Origin of the sequence: Pokkaliibacter plantistimulans (genome assembly GCF_003194385.1) — a bacterium.
In the GTDB taxonomy this organism is placed as follows: Bacteria; Pseudomonadota; Gammaproteobacteria; order Pseudomonadales; family Balneatricaceae; genus Pokkaliibacter; species Pokkaliibacter plantistimulans.
Map to the genome: position 1 here is coordinate 31,177 of NZ_LAPT01000074.1, position 15,971 is coordinate 47,147.

Below are 15,971 nucleotides of genomic sequence, written 5' to 3' on the forward strand. Positions count from 1 at the left end.
GAATGCGACGAGTTCTTATTACCGAGCGCCCGGACTGGCGAACGACGGCAGAAGCGCTGGGCTTCTGTTTTCACACCATTGAGGGTGAGCCTTACTGGGATGAGCGTGCTTACTATGCGTTCACCCTGCAGCAGATTGAGGATGAGCTGGAGCAGCCGACCAATGAGCTGCACGCCATGTGCATGGATATGCTGGTACGGGTCATCAACAGTGAGCAGCTGCTGTCGCGGCTGGGTATCCCCGACACGTTTTATGACCTGATTGTTGACTCCTGGTGTGCTGGGCACCGGCACCTCTATGGTCGCATGGACCTGAGCTACAGCGGTCTTGAGCCCGCCAAGCTGCTGGAGCTGAATTACGATACCCCCACCAGCATTTATGAGAGTGCCGCCTTTCAGTGGGGCTGGCTGGAGGAGTGTATGGCACTGGGCTGGCTGCCTGCATGGGCTGATCAGTTCAACAACATTGAAGATCGACTGCGCGATCTGTTCGCCAGCTTGCAGATTCAGGCACCGTTCTACTTCGCATCGCTGCAGGGTATGGAAGAAGACAAGGCGACCACCGATTATCTGGCGGGTATTGCCGCGCAGGTGGGCATCGACAGTCGCTATATTGCACTGGAGGACATCGGGCTGCGTGGTGGTCGTTTTGTCGATCTGCAACAACGGCCTGTCACCCAGCTGTTCAAGCTGCATCCCTGGGAGTTCATCTTCGAGGAGCCTTTCGGCCATGCCATCGCCGCCAGTGGCACACGTTTTTATGAACCGGCCTGGAAGGCCATCCTGTCCAATAAAGGCATACTGCCGCTGCTGTGGGAGCAGTATCCTCGTCACCCCAATCTGCTTGAGTGCTATCTGGACAGTGAACCTGCCCGGGCGGTGCCAAAGGGCTGGGTACGCAAGCCGTTCTTCTCCCGTGAGGGAGCGAACGTCAGCCTGTGTACCGAAAAGGGGACTGCACTGGCACAACCGGGCCCCTATGGGTACGGGCCTCATGTGCTGCAGAAACTGGCGCCACTGCCCTGTTTTGACGGCAATTACACCCTGATAGGTTCATGGGTGATTGGCGACAAGGCAGCAGGTATCGGCATTCGTGAAGACGACAGCCTGATCACCAAAGACAGCAGCCGTTTTGTGCCTCATATCATTCTGGACTGAAGCCATATTTCTCCTGCCAGCCCTATGATGGCTGGCTCACTGTCAGGACGTGTTTACGATTTGCCGACCATCGGCCAGATCGTAAACACGTGTTGTAGCGTTTAACCCACCCTGAACTGCTCATCCAGCGTGCTGTATCCCAGGCCTGCCTGTTTGCTGACCTGAATCTGGGTGCTGATGCGCTCCTTCAGTGCCTCCACGTGGGAAATGACGCCGATCATCTTGCCGCTGGCCTGCAGGCCATCCAGCGCGTTGAGGGCGGTCTCCAGCGTATCGCTGTCGAGGGTGCCAAAGCCTTCATCGAGGAACAACGAGTCGATGCGGGTCTTGTGGCTGACCAGCTCCGATAACGCCAGCGCCAGTGCCAGACTGACCAGAAAGCTTTCACCGCCGGACAGGGTCTGGGTATCACGGACGACATCAGCCTGCCAGGTGTCAACCACGGCCAGCTCCAGTTGTTCACCTTCCTTGCGTTGCAGCTGATAGCGGCCATCCAGCCGCTGCAGCTGACGGTTGGCCAGATAGATCAGGTGATCAAGCGTCAGGCCCTGGGCAAAGCGGCGGAATTTGTGACCATCCCGCGAGCCGATCAGATCATTCAGCTGTTCCCAGCTGCGCAGTTCGGATTTGTGTCGCTCCAGTGTGGCCAGCAGATGCTGCTGTTGCTGCCGCTGCTGTTCATCCCGTTGCAGCTCACTGTTGATGGCGCCCAGCTCTTCAGACAGTGAGGCTGCCGCCTGTTTCAGGCTGTCCAGCTGCTCCTGCAGCTGCGCGCTGTCCTGCTCGGTCAAAGGTTGTTGCTGTAAGGTGTCCAGCTGCTGTCTGGCCTGCTGTAACAGCGCCTGCTGGCGGGTTAGCTGGCTGTCCAGTGCCTGCAGCTGCTGCTCAATCCGGGTATAGCTGGCGTCATCCAGTAGAGCACTCTGCAACGCCTGCTGATCAGCAAAGGGGCTGGCCTCCAGAGCCTGTTGCCAGTGCTGTTCCGCATCGATCAGACGGTTATTGAGGTCAGCCAGCTGTTCACTCAGCTGTTGCAGGCGGCTGTTCAGCCCCTGCTGCTGTAACAGCAGAGACTGCAACTGCTGCTGCTGGCTGTTCAGGTGCTGTTCTGCCTGTGCCAGGTTGTCCGTGCTGTGCTGGCGGGTTGGCTCGATGGGCTGATTGCCAAAGAGCTGCTGGCGCTGGCCGGTCAGCGTGGCCAGTTGTTGCTGCAGCTCGCTCAGCTGGGTGCTGAGTTCGGCGGCTGCCTGCTGTGCATAGTGCAGATGGCTCTGCTGTTCACTGTGCTGTTGCTGCTGAGTTGCGAGTTGCTCGGCCAGTGATTGCAGGGCGGCTTGCTGCTGCTGATAGGTTTGTACAGCCTGCTGCTGGGCCTCCAGCCAGCTGTCCATGTCTGCCACTGCGGGCAGGGTCAGCTTACAGGCAGCCAGTTCCTGTTGCAGTTGCCCGGTCAGCTCAGCATGGCTGTGAGCCTGCCTGCCCAGTTGCGCCTCGATGTCCTGCTGCTGCTCCTGCAGGGAGGCCAGTTGCTGCTGGTGCTGGAGGTGCTGGGCGAGCAGTTGCTGCAGATGTTGCTGTTGCTGCGCCAGTTGCTGTTGACCGGTGTGCAGCTGTTCCTTGTCATGGCGGCTGGCGGTGAGTGCCTGTTCCAGCTGCTGGCCCTGCTGTTGGAAGCCCTGCAGCCATTGCTGCAGGCTGGTCTGATCACCCAGCGCCAGCGGGCTGTTGAGTGCGGTGATCGCCTGACGCCAGCGCTGCTGCAGCTCCTGCACTTCACGCTCCACCACACTGATGCGTTCCTGACGCTGTTGCAGTTCAGTGCTGAGTCTGGCCAGTGTGTTATTCAGTTCGATGCCCTGATTGCGGATGGCTTCCAGCCGTTCGGACTGCTGTTTGAACTCCTGCTCCAGCGCTGAGGTAGCGGGCAGCTCATAGTTGCTGACCAGTGGATGCTCCAGTGCGCCACACAGAGGGCAGGCATGGCCGGGCTGCAACTGCTGACGGTGCTGTTCCAGACTGGCGATAACCTGACTCTGCCTGACCAGCTGTTCCAGCCGTTTGACGTCGCGGTTGCAGTGTGTGTATTCCTCGCGCGCCTGAGTACGGGCCTGATCGGTCTGTTCGCTTTGCTGCTGCAAACGTTGCAGCGTCAGGCGGAGCTGTTGCTCCTCTTCCTGCAGCTGCACAAAGGTCTGGGTCAGGTCCTGCAGGCGCTCGGCTTGTGGGCGCTGGTTTTGCCAGTGCTGGTAATGGCTCTGCAGCGCCTGTTCCTGCTGCTCTGCCGGTTGGCTTGCCTGACGCTGCTGAAGCTGTTGCACCTGCTGATCGAGCTGGCTAACCGTCTGCTGCTGGCTGTCGATCTGCGGTGTCAGCTGGCTCAGTGCCTGCTGCAGCTGAGCCTGTTTCTCCTGCACGCTTTGCTGTTTCTGTTGCAGTGCCGCCTGTTCCTGTTGAACTGCGCGCCATTGCTTCAGCTCGGTTCCCCAGCGTTGCAGCGATTTGTCGATCATGTCCAGCTGTGGGTGTTGCTGCAGATAGTGCTGAGCCTGTTCCTTGCCTGCCTGCAACTGGGACAGTGCCGTAGCGATGGTTGTCAGCTGCGCTTCGGCTTCCTGCTGCCTGGCCGTCGCCTGCGCTAACGCGGTCTTTCTGGCGTCCTGTTCTGCGGTTAGGCGATGGATGTCCCGATCCAGCGGGACAACCTGTTCAAGGGTGGTCAGTAGCTGTTGATGGTGAAGTTTGCGCTCCTGCAGCTGTTGAGCGGCGGCGTCGACGCCTGCCTGCTGCTGGCTCAGCTGCGTCTGCAGCACCTGCTGTCGCTGCTGCAGGCTGTCATATTGCTGCTGTTGCTGCAGCGCCTGACCGCGCTGGCTTTCCAGCTGTTGCCACAATGGCTGCAGTTTTTGCGCGGGCGCACGCAGTGCCAGCTGCTCGCGCTGGGGTTGCGCCGCCGCAAGCGCCTGCTGTGCTTCTGCCTCACTCTGGCTCAGCTGCTGCAGCTGAGCGTGAGCCTGTTGCAGCTGATCACGCCAGGCCAGCTGCTGGCCCAGTGTGGCCAGTTGTTCGCTCTGATGTTGCTGCTGTTGTTGCAGTTCGGTGCGGCGCTGCTGGCGCTGGCTGATATCCGCCTCGGACAGCAGCCTGACGCCTTTGAGTTCAGCTTCCATTTCCTTGACCTGCTGCTGATGCTGGCGGGTCATATCGAAGGTCTGCTGGGAAATACGACCGTAAATCTCGGTGCCGGTCAGCTCTTCCAGCAATGAGGCACGGCTATTGGCATCAGCATTGAGGAAGGCCGCAAAGCCACCCTGTGCCAGCAGCATGGAGCGGGTGAAGTTGGCAAAGTCGAGGCCGGTCAGCTCGGCAATCTTGCTGAGTTTTTCCGTCACCCGGCTGGTGATGATCTCACCCTCTAACGTCGCCAGTTCAACGCTGACCGGCTGCAGATTGCCATCGCTTTTTTCCCGTGCCCGCTTCTGCGCCCAGAACGCCCGGTAACCCTTGCCCTTGACCTCGAATTCCACTTCGCTCAGGCAGTCACCGGTGTGGCGGCTCATGATCTCATTGCCGTTGGCGCTGATGGTCAGGCGCGGAGTGCGGTGATACAGCGCCAGACACAGGGCGTCGAGCAGTGTGCTTTTGCCTGCGCCGGTAGGGCCGGTAATGGCGAACAGGCCCTGATCGGTAAAGGGCTGCTGGCGGAAGTCGATCTTCCATTCCCCTTTGAGGGAGTTCAGGTTTTTCAGGCGGATGCTGAGGATTTTCATTGGGCATCCTCCTCGTTAGTGGCAGCTGAGGGCGTTGTGGAAAGGGAAGCAAGATCGCTGTCTGAAGCAAGAGCGGCAGGGGCGGTGGCGTTGTTATCGCCGTTTTCCAGCGCGTCCAGCACTTCAGCGAAACGGTGTTTGAGTTGCGTTACGCTGTCACCGGTCAGCTCCTCGCGCGCCAGACGTTCGCCAAAAACGTCATGGGGATTCAGCTCCTCCAGCGTGGTGGGGCTTTCCTCTTCCAGCAGCAGGGCCGTCTGGCGAATTTTGCCCCGGCGCACCTTGAGGACTTCCACCGGTAACGCCTCCAGCAGGTCGGCAATACGCTGCTGCAGGTCAGAACGATAACCCTCATCCAGAATTTCAATATCGAGCCAGGCAGGCAACGGCAGGCGGGTATCGATCAGTTTGGCCAGACGTGGCACCAGTTCGTCCAGCTGACAGCTCATGCTGTACAGCGCACGGCTGCAGGGGATGTCCAGTGGGGTGATCTGCTGCAGTTGTGCGGCGCTGAACTCCACCAGCAGGACCTCTTTTTTCAGCCCTTCATTGAAGCTCAATGGCAGAGGGGAGCCGCTGTAGCGCCAGTGCGCCTTACCTGCTACCTGCTGCGGCCGGTGCAGATGGCCCAGCGCCAGATAGTCGAAGGCGGGGAAGTCACTGGCAGGGAAAGCATCCAGCGTACCGATATAGATTTCCCGCTCGGAATCACTGGTCTGGCCGCCCAGTGTGGTCAGGTGGCCGCTGCCGATAATGGGCAGTGCGCGGCCTTTACGCTGTGCTTCGGCCAGCGTGAACAGCTGCTGATAGATCTCTTTCAGCGCCTGCCGGGTGGCCTGCTGTTTGGCGGCGGCGCTGTCACCAGCCTGACTGCTGACCAGATCGCGCGGGCGCAGGAAGGGCAGGGCACAGAACAGGGCGGCCTCTTCACCCTGACGGTTTTTCAGGGTCAGCAGATGCTCTGACAGGTCAGGCTGACGCCCGGCGATCACCTCGGTGTTGAGGCAGGCCAGCACGCCGCGCGATTCTTCCAGCGTCGATACCGCATCATGATTACCCCCCAGAACCACCAGCTGGCATCCGGCCCGCTGGGCTTCGACAACAAAGTTCAGGTATTGCTGGCGGGCATAGCTGGGCGGTGTGCCGGTATCAAAAATGTCTCCGGCAATGATCAGAGCATCCACCTGATGGGCGGTGATTTGCGTCAGCAGCCAGTCGAGAAAAGCCTGATGTTCCTGAAAACGGCTCTTGCCCATGAAATGCTGACCGAGGTGCCAGTCAGAAGTGTGAAGTAGTCGCATGGTGATCCTTGCCGACGGCAGAGTGGCGGAGCTGGCCTGTTATGGCGGTACAGACTCGAACGAGTGATACGGCAGACAGTGCTCAGGCAGCCCCAGACAGGCCCTCATTATTTGAACTTTGGCGAGGTTGGCAAGGGCTAAACGGCGGTGACGCTGGCGGTTGTCAGGGTAGGGAATGCTGTCAATGACGGGATTCGCATCGACTCTGGCGGTTTGTTGATTATTTTTCAGTCAGTGTTGTTGAGGTAAAAGCTGGTTTTCCTGACCGGTGGGAGTAAAATTCCGGCGGATTTTGCGACAGCAACGGAAAAGTGCCCGGTATTACCCGGTGCGACCGGCTGTCGGATTGTTTTCTGGCTCTCTGCAACGCCGCCTTTTCCCTCGTTATCACACCCTTGTCAGCCTGTCAGAATGCTTCCCGCTTTTTAGAGCAGGAAGGCGGGTTGGCGTTGTGATTTGCAGCAGTGTTGAGGTGGGGTGGTGGAGCCCATTCTGAAAGGTAATAGACGTAAATGCCGCGAATTCTTGTGGTAAAAACGGGCGAGGCTTTTGCGCATGTTGCGCAGCGCCATGGAGATTTTGACGCGCTCTTTATCAAGGCCATGGATTTAACCCCGGAGAGGGTAGATATCTGCCCCGCCTATGCGGTGGAACAGCTGCCCGACGCCAGTGAGTACGCAGGTATTGTCGTCACCGGCTCCCATGCCATGGTGTCTGACCGTGAGGACTGGAGCGAACGTCTTGGTCAGTGGCTGGTGGATGTGGTCCATCGGGAAAAGCCGCTGTTTGCCGTGTGCTATGGTCATCAGTTGCTGGCCCATGCACTGGGTGGCGAAGTGGGCTATCACCCTCAAGGCCCGGAAATGGGCACAGTGGACGTCAGCCTGAGCCAGAACGGTCAGCGTGACCCGCTGTTTGGCCTGTTGCCCAGTCGCTTCCGTGCTCAGTCGACCCATTACCAGACCGTGCTGCGTCTGCCTGCCGAAGCGCAGGTACTGGCGAGCAATGCGTTTGAACCGCATCACGCCTATCGTGTTGGCCCCTGTGCCTGGGCGACGCAGTTCCATCCTGAGTTTACCGCTGAGGTGATGAGCGACTATGCCAGCGCCCAGCGAGCGGCACTGGAGCAGAAAGGTCTTGATGTGGATGCCATTCTGAGCGGCATCGATGCCACTACCGACGCCGCCAACCTGCTGCGTGGTTTTGTGCGCTATACGCTGGACTAACAATTTTTCTCTACTGTGAGCAGCAATCAGTATGTACCTCTACATAAGGTCTTGTACTTCGCTGCTCACATATTTTTATTTCCTGCTTGTACAAGGTCTGTAGCTAAGTGATTGTTACACATAGCAAACGATCTGACTCTTCACTCTCCTTTCCTCTTCTCTTTCTCTTCTCGGAACTTGTTCACAGTAAGGTCGAACTGAAAGGATGCGGGTGTATTAAGTGCAATGTTGCGATTTGTGTCTAAATGTTGTTGTGTAAATTGCAATCTTACCCTACAATCCGCGCTTCTTGTAAAAAGTAATTTCAAATTATTTCATCTGGCGGATGCCATTAAATAGATGCCGTGAACTTTTAGTGGTTAGAACGGAATAAAATGATTAAGAACACAATTAAACTTATAGTGGTTTCACTTCTTGGTAGTATTGTTGTTGGTTGTGGTGCAGTAAATACTAAACCATTGGCCGATGCAGACTTATTATCAATAAAGGGTAAAACATTACTTATTGCTAAGTACGAAAAACTTCCTGATTTTACTGCAACAACAGCATTAAATGCTCAGTTTGGAATTATCGGAGCAATGACAGCTATATCAAATGGAAATGAGATGATAGCTAAAAATGATATAAAAGATCCTGCGTTAGCTATTGCATCATCTGTTGGGAATCAATTTGAAAAATCATATGACATGAGTGTTCATGAGGCATCGGATTTCGTTCAAGCAGGCGTTAAGCCTGAACAGCTGGCCATGCAGTATAAAAATTACGATTATGTACTGGATATAAGCACTTTTTACTGGAGATCAGCATATTACAGGCTGGATCCTAACAATTACCAGGTAATGTATTCTGCAAATGCAAGGTTGATTGATACGAATACAGCGAAAGTTATTTTTGAAGACAGATGTGCACATCAGCCGGAGTATGAAGACACTGATAATGCGCCTTCATATGCGGAGTTAGAGGATGGCTCAGGGTTGCGTAGGTCGTTTGATCTGTCTATCAAGTATTGTATTGATCAAATAGAAAAGAATGCCAGATTAATACCTATGGATGAAGGAAAGGTTGCCACAGCTCAGTAATCATCAGGTTGTCTATATATGAGTCGCTAATATAAAGATATTGTATAAATTTACATTAATCCTGAAATAAAATTTTTGTGGTATCTGTTTTTCAATAGACAGATACCTACTCTTTCAAACTACTAACCTCAAAATTGCCATCTCTGCCATACTCCCAGCATTTTCCGTGTCAGTTCCCCCTTCTCTGCATTGTTGATCTGACCGGATGTTCAGGGAGTGAGTTCAGCCATGATCGAGTCCATCGATGTTCAGCTGGTAGTGCCGCTGTTCCAGCAGATGAGCGTCTATCTGCTGATCGCCTATCTGTTTTCCAAAACGCCGCTGTTCAGGCCATTAGCCAATCTGTCCAGCTGGCCGATCCACAAGCTGATGGTGTACGGCATCTTCTCCAGTTTCTGCATCATGGGTACCTACTTTGGCCAGCAGACGCTGGATGCCATTGCCAATACCCGTGCCATTGGTGCCATTCTTGGCGGGTTGCTGGGTGGGCCGCTGGTCGGGCTGGCAGTCGGTTTTACCGGTGGTATGCATCGCTATTCGCTGGGTGGTTTTACCGATGTCGCCTGCGCGATCTCGACGACCTGGGAAGGGTTGCTGGCAGGGCTGGTACATGCTTTCTGGCAACGTCGCGGTCAGACCGAACGCATCTTCAAACCGCTGCAGGCGCTGTTGCTGGGCATTGTCGCCGAAGGCTGTCAGATGCTGATCCTTCTTCTGGTGGCCAGGCCCTATGATCAGTCGCTGCGGCTGGTAGAAGCCATTGCTCTGCCGATGATGGTGGCTAATGCTCTTGGCGCCGCGCTGTTTATGAGCTTTATCCGCGATGCCAAGTTTCAGGCCGATGAGCTGGCCTCTCAGGTATCCCGCCGTGCACTGCGCATTGCCCGTCGCTGTGTCGGGCTGCTGGATGAGGGGCTGAATCAGCGCTCGGCGCAGGCCATTGCCGAGGTGGTCAAGGATGAAACGGGTGTGGCGGCTGTCGCTATCACTGACCGTCAGCAGATTCTCGGCTTTACCGGTATGGGCGCTGATCATCATCAGGTTGGGCGGCCGATCTCCTCAGTAATCACGCTGGATGCCATTCGTGATAACCGGGTGGTGTTTGCCGATGGCCTGACCACCCCCTATCAGTGCTCCATTGAAGGAAGCTGCGAGCTGGGCTCGTCGCTGGTGGTGCCGCTGCGTGGCGAACAGGAGGTGGTGGGCACCATCAAGTTGTACGAGCCCAAGCGCAAGCTGTTCCGTAATCTCAACCGCAGTCTTGGTGAAGGGATCGCCGGGGTGCTCTCTAACCAGATCCTGCACAGCCAGTTGCAGGCCAGCCGTGCGTTGCTGGCGGAGGCCGAGCTGCGGGCGCTGGAGGCCAAGGTGAACCCGCATTTTCTGTTCAACAGCCTCAATACCGTTGCGGCGGTATTGCGCCGGGCACCGCAGGAGGCGCGTCAGCTGGTGCTGCATCTGGCCGAGTTTCTGCGCGGCAATCTGGGGCGCAATACAGTGACGGTGTCGCTGGTACAGGAGTTTGAGCATATTCATCACTATCTGGCGATTGAGAAGGCACGCTTTGGCGACCGCCTGCGCTTTGTCGAAGATCTGGATGAGGCGCTGGAGGAAGAACAGGTGCCTGCGCTGGCCATTCAGACGCTGGTGGAAAATGCCCTGAAGCACGGTATCAGCCGGGCTGAACAGGGGGGGGAAGTCAGGCTTACGGCGCGGCGACAGGAGGATCATATTCAGGTGATCGTCGAAGACAGCGCGGCCCAGTTGCCACAGCAGCATGATGGCCTTGGCTTGCGACTGGTGCGGGAGCGGTTTGCCGCACTCGGTGTCAGCTGTACACTGCAGCTCCACCACCAGCCGGGGATCGCAACCCGTGCAGAACTGATCTGGCCCAGAGGAGTGCTGTCATGATTCGTGCCCTGATCGTTGATGATGAGCCGCTGGCCCGGGAAGAACTGGCAGCCCTGCTGGGTGAGGCAGGCAGTGTCGAGGTGGTGGGCGAGGCGGGCAACGGCAAAGATGCCCTGTTACAGGCCAAGGCAACGCAGCCTGACGTGATCTTTCTGGATGTGGATATGCCCGGGCTGAACGGGCTGGATGTCAGCAGTCTGCTGGCCGACCCGCGGCCACTGCTGGTGTTTGTTACGGCGCATCAGGAATATGCCCTGACTGCCTTTGAGCAGGAGGCGCTCGATTATCTGCTCAAGCCCGTCAACCCTGAGCGACTGGCGCGGACGCTGAAGCGTATTCAGGCGCAGGGTGTGGGAGAGATGGAACCGCTGGAGCGGCTGGCCTGCTATCAGGGCAGCCGGGTACGGCTGGTGCTGCCCGCCGACATCGACTGTGCCTATGTCGATCTGACCGGCACTCAGGTGCAGGTTGGCGGCGAAGAGCTGCACTGCCAGTTACCGCTGAAAACGCTGGAGTCGCGGTTGCCGCTGATTCGGGTGCATCGGCAGTATCTGATCAACATCGATGCCATCAGGGCGATTACCCAGAATGAAGGCGGTGCCGAAATTGAAACCCGCCACGGCGCCAGAGTGCCGGTGTCGCGGCGCTACTTCAAACTACTAAAGGATAAATTCCTGTTACCCTTCTGACCGCTCAGGGGCGGATTACGACCACTCAGCCAGAAACAGACTGCCGCACTTCGTTGCACTCATTAAGCTCGCCTGCAAACCACCACAACAAACACAACAAGGGGGTAAGCATGCAGTGGTTTCTCCTCGGTGTCGCCTTGCTACTGGGCGGCTATTTCATCTACGGCAGAATCATCGAACGTATCTTCGGTATCCGGCCTGAACGTAACACGCCGGCGCTGGTCAATAACGACGGCGTTGACTACGTGCCCATGTCCACCGGCAAGGTGTATCTGGTGCAGCTGCTCAATATTGCCGGTCTCGGCCCGATTTTTGGCCCCATTCTCGGCGCACTCTATGGTCCGACGGCGCTGCTGTGGATCGTCTTCGGTTCGATCTTCGCTGGTGCAGTACATGACTACTTCTCCGGCATGATGTCTGTCCGTGCCAACGGGGCATCGGTGCCGACGGTGGTCGGACGTGAGCTGGGAACAGTAGCCAAACACTTCATGAATGCCTTTGCGGTCATCCTGTTGCTGCTGGTCGGTGTGGTCTTCACTCTGGGCCCGGCCAAGTTGCTGGGGAACTTGTCAGGCACCTCCGTACCGGTGTGGGTGGCGATTATTTTCGGCTACTACATGCTGGCGACCATTGTGCCTATAGACAAGATCATCGGCCGCTTTTACCCCCTGTTTGGCGCCTTGCTGGTATTCATGTCCGTTGGTCTGCTGATCGGTCTGGCGGTCAGTGATCATCCTTTCTATGCCTTCGGTATGACCTTCGCGAACCTGCACCCGGATCACCTGCCGCTGTGGCCGCTGCTGTTCATCACCATTGCCTGTGGCGCACTGTCCGGCTTCCATGCAACACAGTCACCGCTGATGGCTCGTTGTGTGGAGAATGAAAAGAACGGCCGCTTTGTGTTCTACGGTGCGATGATCGGTGAAGGGGTGATTGCCCTGATCTGGGCAACGCTGGGCATGTCTTTCTATCAGAGCCCTGAAGCGCTGAATGCCACACTGGCTGCTGGCGGACCGGCGGCGGTAGTGGACGAAGTGTCTCGCTCGCTGCTGGGCACGGTGGGTGGTGTACTGGCCATTCTGGGTGTCGTGGTCCTGCCGATTACCTCGGGGGATACCTCTTTCCGTGCAGCACGTCTGATTCTGTCTGACTTCCTCAAGTTTGATCAGAAACCTATCGCCAAGCGCCTGCTGGTGGCCATTCCGCTGTTTGCTGTGGGCTTTATCATCAGCCGCATGGACTTCGATGTGATCTGGCGCTACTTCGGCTGGGCCAACCAGATGACCGCAGTGATGATGCTGTGGGCCGCTGCTGCCTGGCTGAAACGCCATGGCAAATTCCACTGGGTGTGCACCCTGCCTGCGGTATTCATGACCGGCGTGGTCAATGCCTACCTGCTGTCAGCCCAGATCGGCTTTGGTTTGCCCATGAGTATCGCCGGCCCGGTGGGTATCGCCTCATCGCTGGTGGTGCTGGCCTGGCTGCTGCTACGTGGTCGCAATGACAAGGATGAAGTGGATATGCCTGCTCTGGCGTCGTCGCAGAATTAAGCGGCATCCGGACACAGACTCCACGTTTCAAGAAAGCCGCGCAGTGCTGCACTGCGCGGCTTTTTGTTTTTCGCTATGCTGCTGAGCCTGACAAGCTCTGTTACCGGGCAACGTGCTGAGGAGAAGCGGCAATGCTTAGGAAAGTGAACATAACCCTGACCCTGCTCATGACCCTGTGGGCGGCAGGTGCTTCAGCCAGCTGCAGCAATGCCGAGACCACGGTGGAAATGAATGCCTGTGCAGCACAGGACTACAGCACGGCTGACGGAGAGCTGAACAAGGTTTACCAGCAGGTGCTGAAGCACTACGCCGATGATCCGGTCTTTATCGACAAACTGAAAAAAGCTCAGCGTTTGTGGCTGGCCTATCGGGATGCGCATCTGGCGTCGATCTATCCTGAGGCCAATGCCAGCGAGGTTTACGGTTCGTCCAATCCCATGTGTCAGTCGCAGATTCTGGCCAGAATGACCCGGCAGCGTACGGCTGAATTGCAGGCATTTCTCGAACGACCTGAAGGCGATGTTTGCGGCTATATACAGCCCTAAACCTCAATTTCGCGGAAGATTGAGGAGATTTCACCCGCTGCAGAGGGCAATGTGATATAAAGGCCGCCGATTTTTCACCGGCGGCCTTTGCTTTTATGGCTGCCCTGCCTGACCACGAGAGCAGTACTGAGGGAGTTAATGTCTAACAGTCACGACCTGAAAGGTTTGTTCAAGTTTCTCAATCGCGATGAGTGGCCACACTGTTTTGCCATGGTGTTTGACGACCATCTGGGTCAGACCCTCAAAGCGGGTGATATGAAGTTTGAAGACCTGGCCGGCATGATCGGCAACGAATGGGCGAATACCCTGTGGGGTTGTGCATTTGAGGATTTTCTCACTCAGGAGTTCGACGTTGCTGGCGTCAATATGATTGACGACTACATGAAACGGCGTGGCTGGAAGGAGAGCGCCCGTACCAAGGCCTATATCAGGGCGTTGCGCACCTCGACCATGAGCTTGTATCGGGTGGAGCAGGTGGTGCCCGGGCAGTCGCTGAGTCTGCGTGATGTGATCCGCGGCGGTGATGACGTGGTCGTGAGTGACCCCGGCATGGCCCGCAGCGTCAAGGTGGGTGACCATCTGGCGGCCCGGGTAGTGGAAGAACTGAACAGACTGATTCTGGCTGGCGGCGCGCTGCTGTTCAGCGATGAAGCGGTGGCCACCCTGCTCGACAGCCTGCGGGAGGCCTATGGCAAGGCGGCTGATGAGCCGTTGCCACAGCCTACCGAACAGGAGCTGCGCTCGGTGGCCGCACTCTTTACCCTGTCCTGGCTGACACATGAGCTGGGGGATCGCTTACCTCAAGGCAAGGCATCGGATAGCGAGGCGGTTGAAGGCAGTGAGGCGAACGAGGCCGTCGCCGTTGACGCGAATGGCACTGAGCCATCAACGGCGCACACCACCACCGTATCTGTGATGGAGGAGACAACGTGCAGCAGCGACACTGAGCTGACTCCCCATGAGGTGCGTTTCCCGCTGGCCGCCAAAGTGCTGCAAAAAGATCTGACGCCACATCTGGATGAGGCTGACTGGCTGCAAAAGCACAGTGCCAAGGTGTGGCACTGGCACCATGAGGGACAGATTCTGGGGGCAGCCGAATTGAAAGGGCGTCACCTGACCCTGAGCGTGGAATCAGCCGCACGGGCAAAATGGGGCGCCGAAGTCTTCAGCTGGAAGCTGTCGGAACTGCTGCGTGAGCCTGAAATTGAAGCGGTCATGGTGCAGTAACCGAGTCGCAGACTCAGACTGTGTTCATGCTCTTAAAACACAACGCCGGGTGATTTTCCCGGCGTTGTCATTTCTCTCAGGCGGTAACCGCTATTCCTGCAGGCCGCCTCCCAGCACCCGATAGAGGGTGACGCGGTTGTCCAGCTCGGTCAGACGGGTGGAAATATAAGTCTGCTGCACACTGTACAGCGTGCGTTGTGCTTCCAGCGCATCCAGATAGCTGTCGACGCCGTTCTTGTAGCGGTCGAACGACAGGTTATAGCTGTCCTGTGCTGCATCCATCAGATCCTTTTCGGCACTCAGCTGGTCAGCAATGGTGCCACGTCGTGCCAGCGCATCCGCTACTTCCTTGAAGGCTGTCTGTACCGCGTATTTGTAGGTGGCGACATACTTGTCCTTCTGCGCTTCGTCGTAGGCAAGGGCTGCCTTGTTGGCGCCACCATCAAAGATCGGTAATGACAGGCTGGGCGCCAGGCTCCAGATGGTGGTGGCGCCACCGCTGAACAGATCCGCCAGCGCAGCACTGGCCAGCCCGCCAGTGGTGGTCAGTGACAGGCTGGGGAAGAAGGCTGCACGGGCGGCGCCGATATTGGCGTTGGCGGCCTTGAGGTCATGTTCAGCCGACAGCACATCCGGCCGTTGCAGCAGCACGTCCGAGCTGACCCCGGCAGGCACGTCTGCCAGCCAGTTTTCATCCTCCGGCAGACCTTCAGGCAGCAGCGAAGGGTCCAGCGTCTGGCCAACCAGCAGTTCGAGGGCATTACGGTCCTGGGCGACCAGTGTGGTGTAGCTGGCGATATCGGCACGGGCACTGTGATAAGTGGTTTCGGCATTGCGCACATCTACACGGGAATCGACGCCGAGTTTCAGACGCTGACGGGTAATGTCCACGTCGCGCTGGGCATTCTCCGCCGTATCCTGCGCCAGTTTCAGCAGTGACTGGTCAGACGCCAGGGTCAGCCAGGCGCTGGCCGTCTCGCCGATCAGGGTGATGCGGGTGGCTTTGGCCGTTTCTGCCGATGACAGATAACTCTCCAGCTCCGCTGTCGTCAGGCTGCGGGTTTTGCCGAACAGGTCAACCTCGTAGGAACTCAGGCCGGCGGTGGCTTCATAGCTTTCAGAGACACCGCTGCTGCCCAGACTACGGGAGCGACTGCCGGAAACACCGGCATCGATCTCGGGCAACTGAGCGGCACGCTGTTCACGATAGGTAGCACGGGCAGCCGCCACGTCGGCGAGGGCTGCACGCAGGTCCTGATTATTCTCCAGCGCCAGGGCAATCACCTTCTGCAGGCGCTCATTCTTAATAAAGGCTTTCCACGGCAGGGCGGCGGCTGTTTGCGTCGGGTCAGACGCCTGCTGACCGTAAGCCGCGCCTTGTGGCCAGCTCTGCGGTACGCTGCTGGCCGGGCGCTGATAGTCAGGGGCCAGGCTGCTACAGCCTGCCAGTGCCGCCAGCAGGGGCAGCACGGCAAACGTTTTGGAGCCGGACAGACGGGGGAACATCACTTTTCTCATC

The 15,971-nt window shown here is 57.4% G+C and carries 11 protein-coding genes; 8 read left to right on the top strand and 3 right to left on the bottom strand.

Translation table 11 applies throughout. From position 1 onward, the window contains the following. Positions 1–2 precede the first annotated feature (2 nt). Entirely contained in the window at positions 3–1,157 is a 1,155-nt protein-coding gene (locus tag WH50_RS14990; protein WP_110188040.1) for a glutathionylspermidine synthase family protein, read from the top strand. Between the two features lie 101 nt (positions 1,158–1,258). On the opposite strand, the gene WH50_RS14995 is transcribed toward WH50_RS14990, so the two are convergent. Both WH50_RS14995 and sbcD read right to left on the bottom strand, forming a co-directional pair. Continuing rightward, complete coding sequence (locus tag WH50_RS14995) at positions 1,259–4,924, bottom strand: AAA family ATPase (RefSeq protein ID WP_110188041.1); 3,666 nt, start codon at positions 4,922–4,924, stop codon at positions 1,259–1,261. After that, positions 4,921–6,225, bottom strand: a complete 1,305-nt coding sequence (gene sbcD / locus WH50_RS15000; protein WP_110188042.1) for an exonuclease subunit SbcD — start codon at positions 6,223–6,225, stop codon at positions 4,921–4,923. Before sbcD ends, WH50_RS14995 begins: the two co-directional genes overlap by 4 nt. A 512-nt stretch (positions 6,226–6,737) precedes the next feature. Here sbcD and WH50_RS15005 point away from each other — a divergent pair. From WH50_RS15005 to WH50_RS15035, 7 genes are all read left to right on the top strand, one after another. Beyond that, positions 6,738–7,451, top strand: coding sequence for a glutamine amidotransferase (locus WH50_RS15005; protein ID WP_104155278.1), 714 nt, complete (start codon positions 6,738–6,740; stop codon positions 7,449–7,451). Positions 7,452–7,825: 374 nt separating this feature from the next. Then, complete coding sequence (locus WH50_RS15010) at positions 7,826–8,530, top strand: hypothetical protein (protein ID WP_133251336.1); 705 nt, start codon at positions 7,826–7,828, stop codon at positions 8,528–8,530. Between the two features lie 228 nt (positions 8,531–8,758). Then, a complete protein-coding gene (locus WH50_RS15015) occupies positions 8,759–10,441 on the top strand; it encodes a sensor histidine kinase (RefSeq protein WP_110188044.1) in 1,683 nt (560 codons plus the stop codon). Further along, positions 10,438–11,130, top strand: a complete 693-nt coding sequence (locus WH50_RS15020) for a response regulator (RefSeq protein WP_110188045.1) — start codon at positions 10,438–10,440, stop codon at positions 11,128–11,130. Before WH50_RS15015 ends, WH50_RS15020 begins: the two co-directional genes overlap by 4 nt. A 110-nt stretch (positions 11,131–11,240) precedes the next feature. Next, a complete protein-coding gene (locus tag WH50_RS15025) occupies positions 11,241–12,680 on the top strand; it encodes a carbon starvation CstA family protein (protein WP_110188046.1) in 1,440 nt (479 codons plus the stop codon). A gap of 131 nt (positions 12,681–12,811) precedes the next feature. Beyond that, positions 12,812–13,225: a lysozyme inhibitor LprI family protein gene (locus WH50_RS15030; RefSeq protein WP_110188047.1), complete on the top strand. Its 414-nt coding sequence runs from the start codon at positions 12,812–12,814 to the stop codon at positions 13,223–13,225. Positions 13,226–13,363: 138 nt separating this feature from the next. After that, positions 13,364–14,452 carry a DUF7986 domain-containing protein gene (locus WH50_RS15035; protein WP_110188048.1) on the top strand — a complete coding sequence of 363 codons (1,089 nt, stop codon included), beginning with the start codon at positions 13,364–13,366 and terminating at the stop codon, positions 14,450–14,452. 90 nt (positions 14,453–14,542) lie between these two features. On the opposite strand, the gene WH50_RS15040 is transcribed toward WH50_RS15035, so the two are convergent. After that, positions 14,543–15,970, bottom strand: a complete 1,428-nt coding sequence (locus WH50_RS15040) for an efflux transporter outer membrane subunit (RefSeq protein ID WP_207780327.1) — start codon at positions 15,968–15,970, stop codon at positions 14,543–14,545. Position 15,971 lies beyond the last annotated feature (1 nt).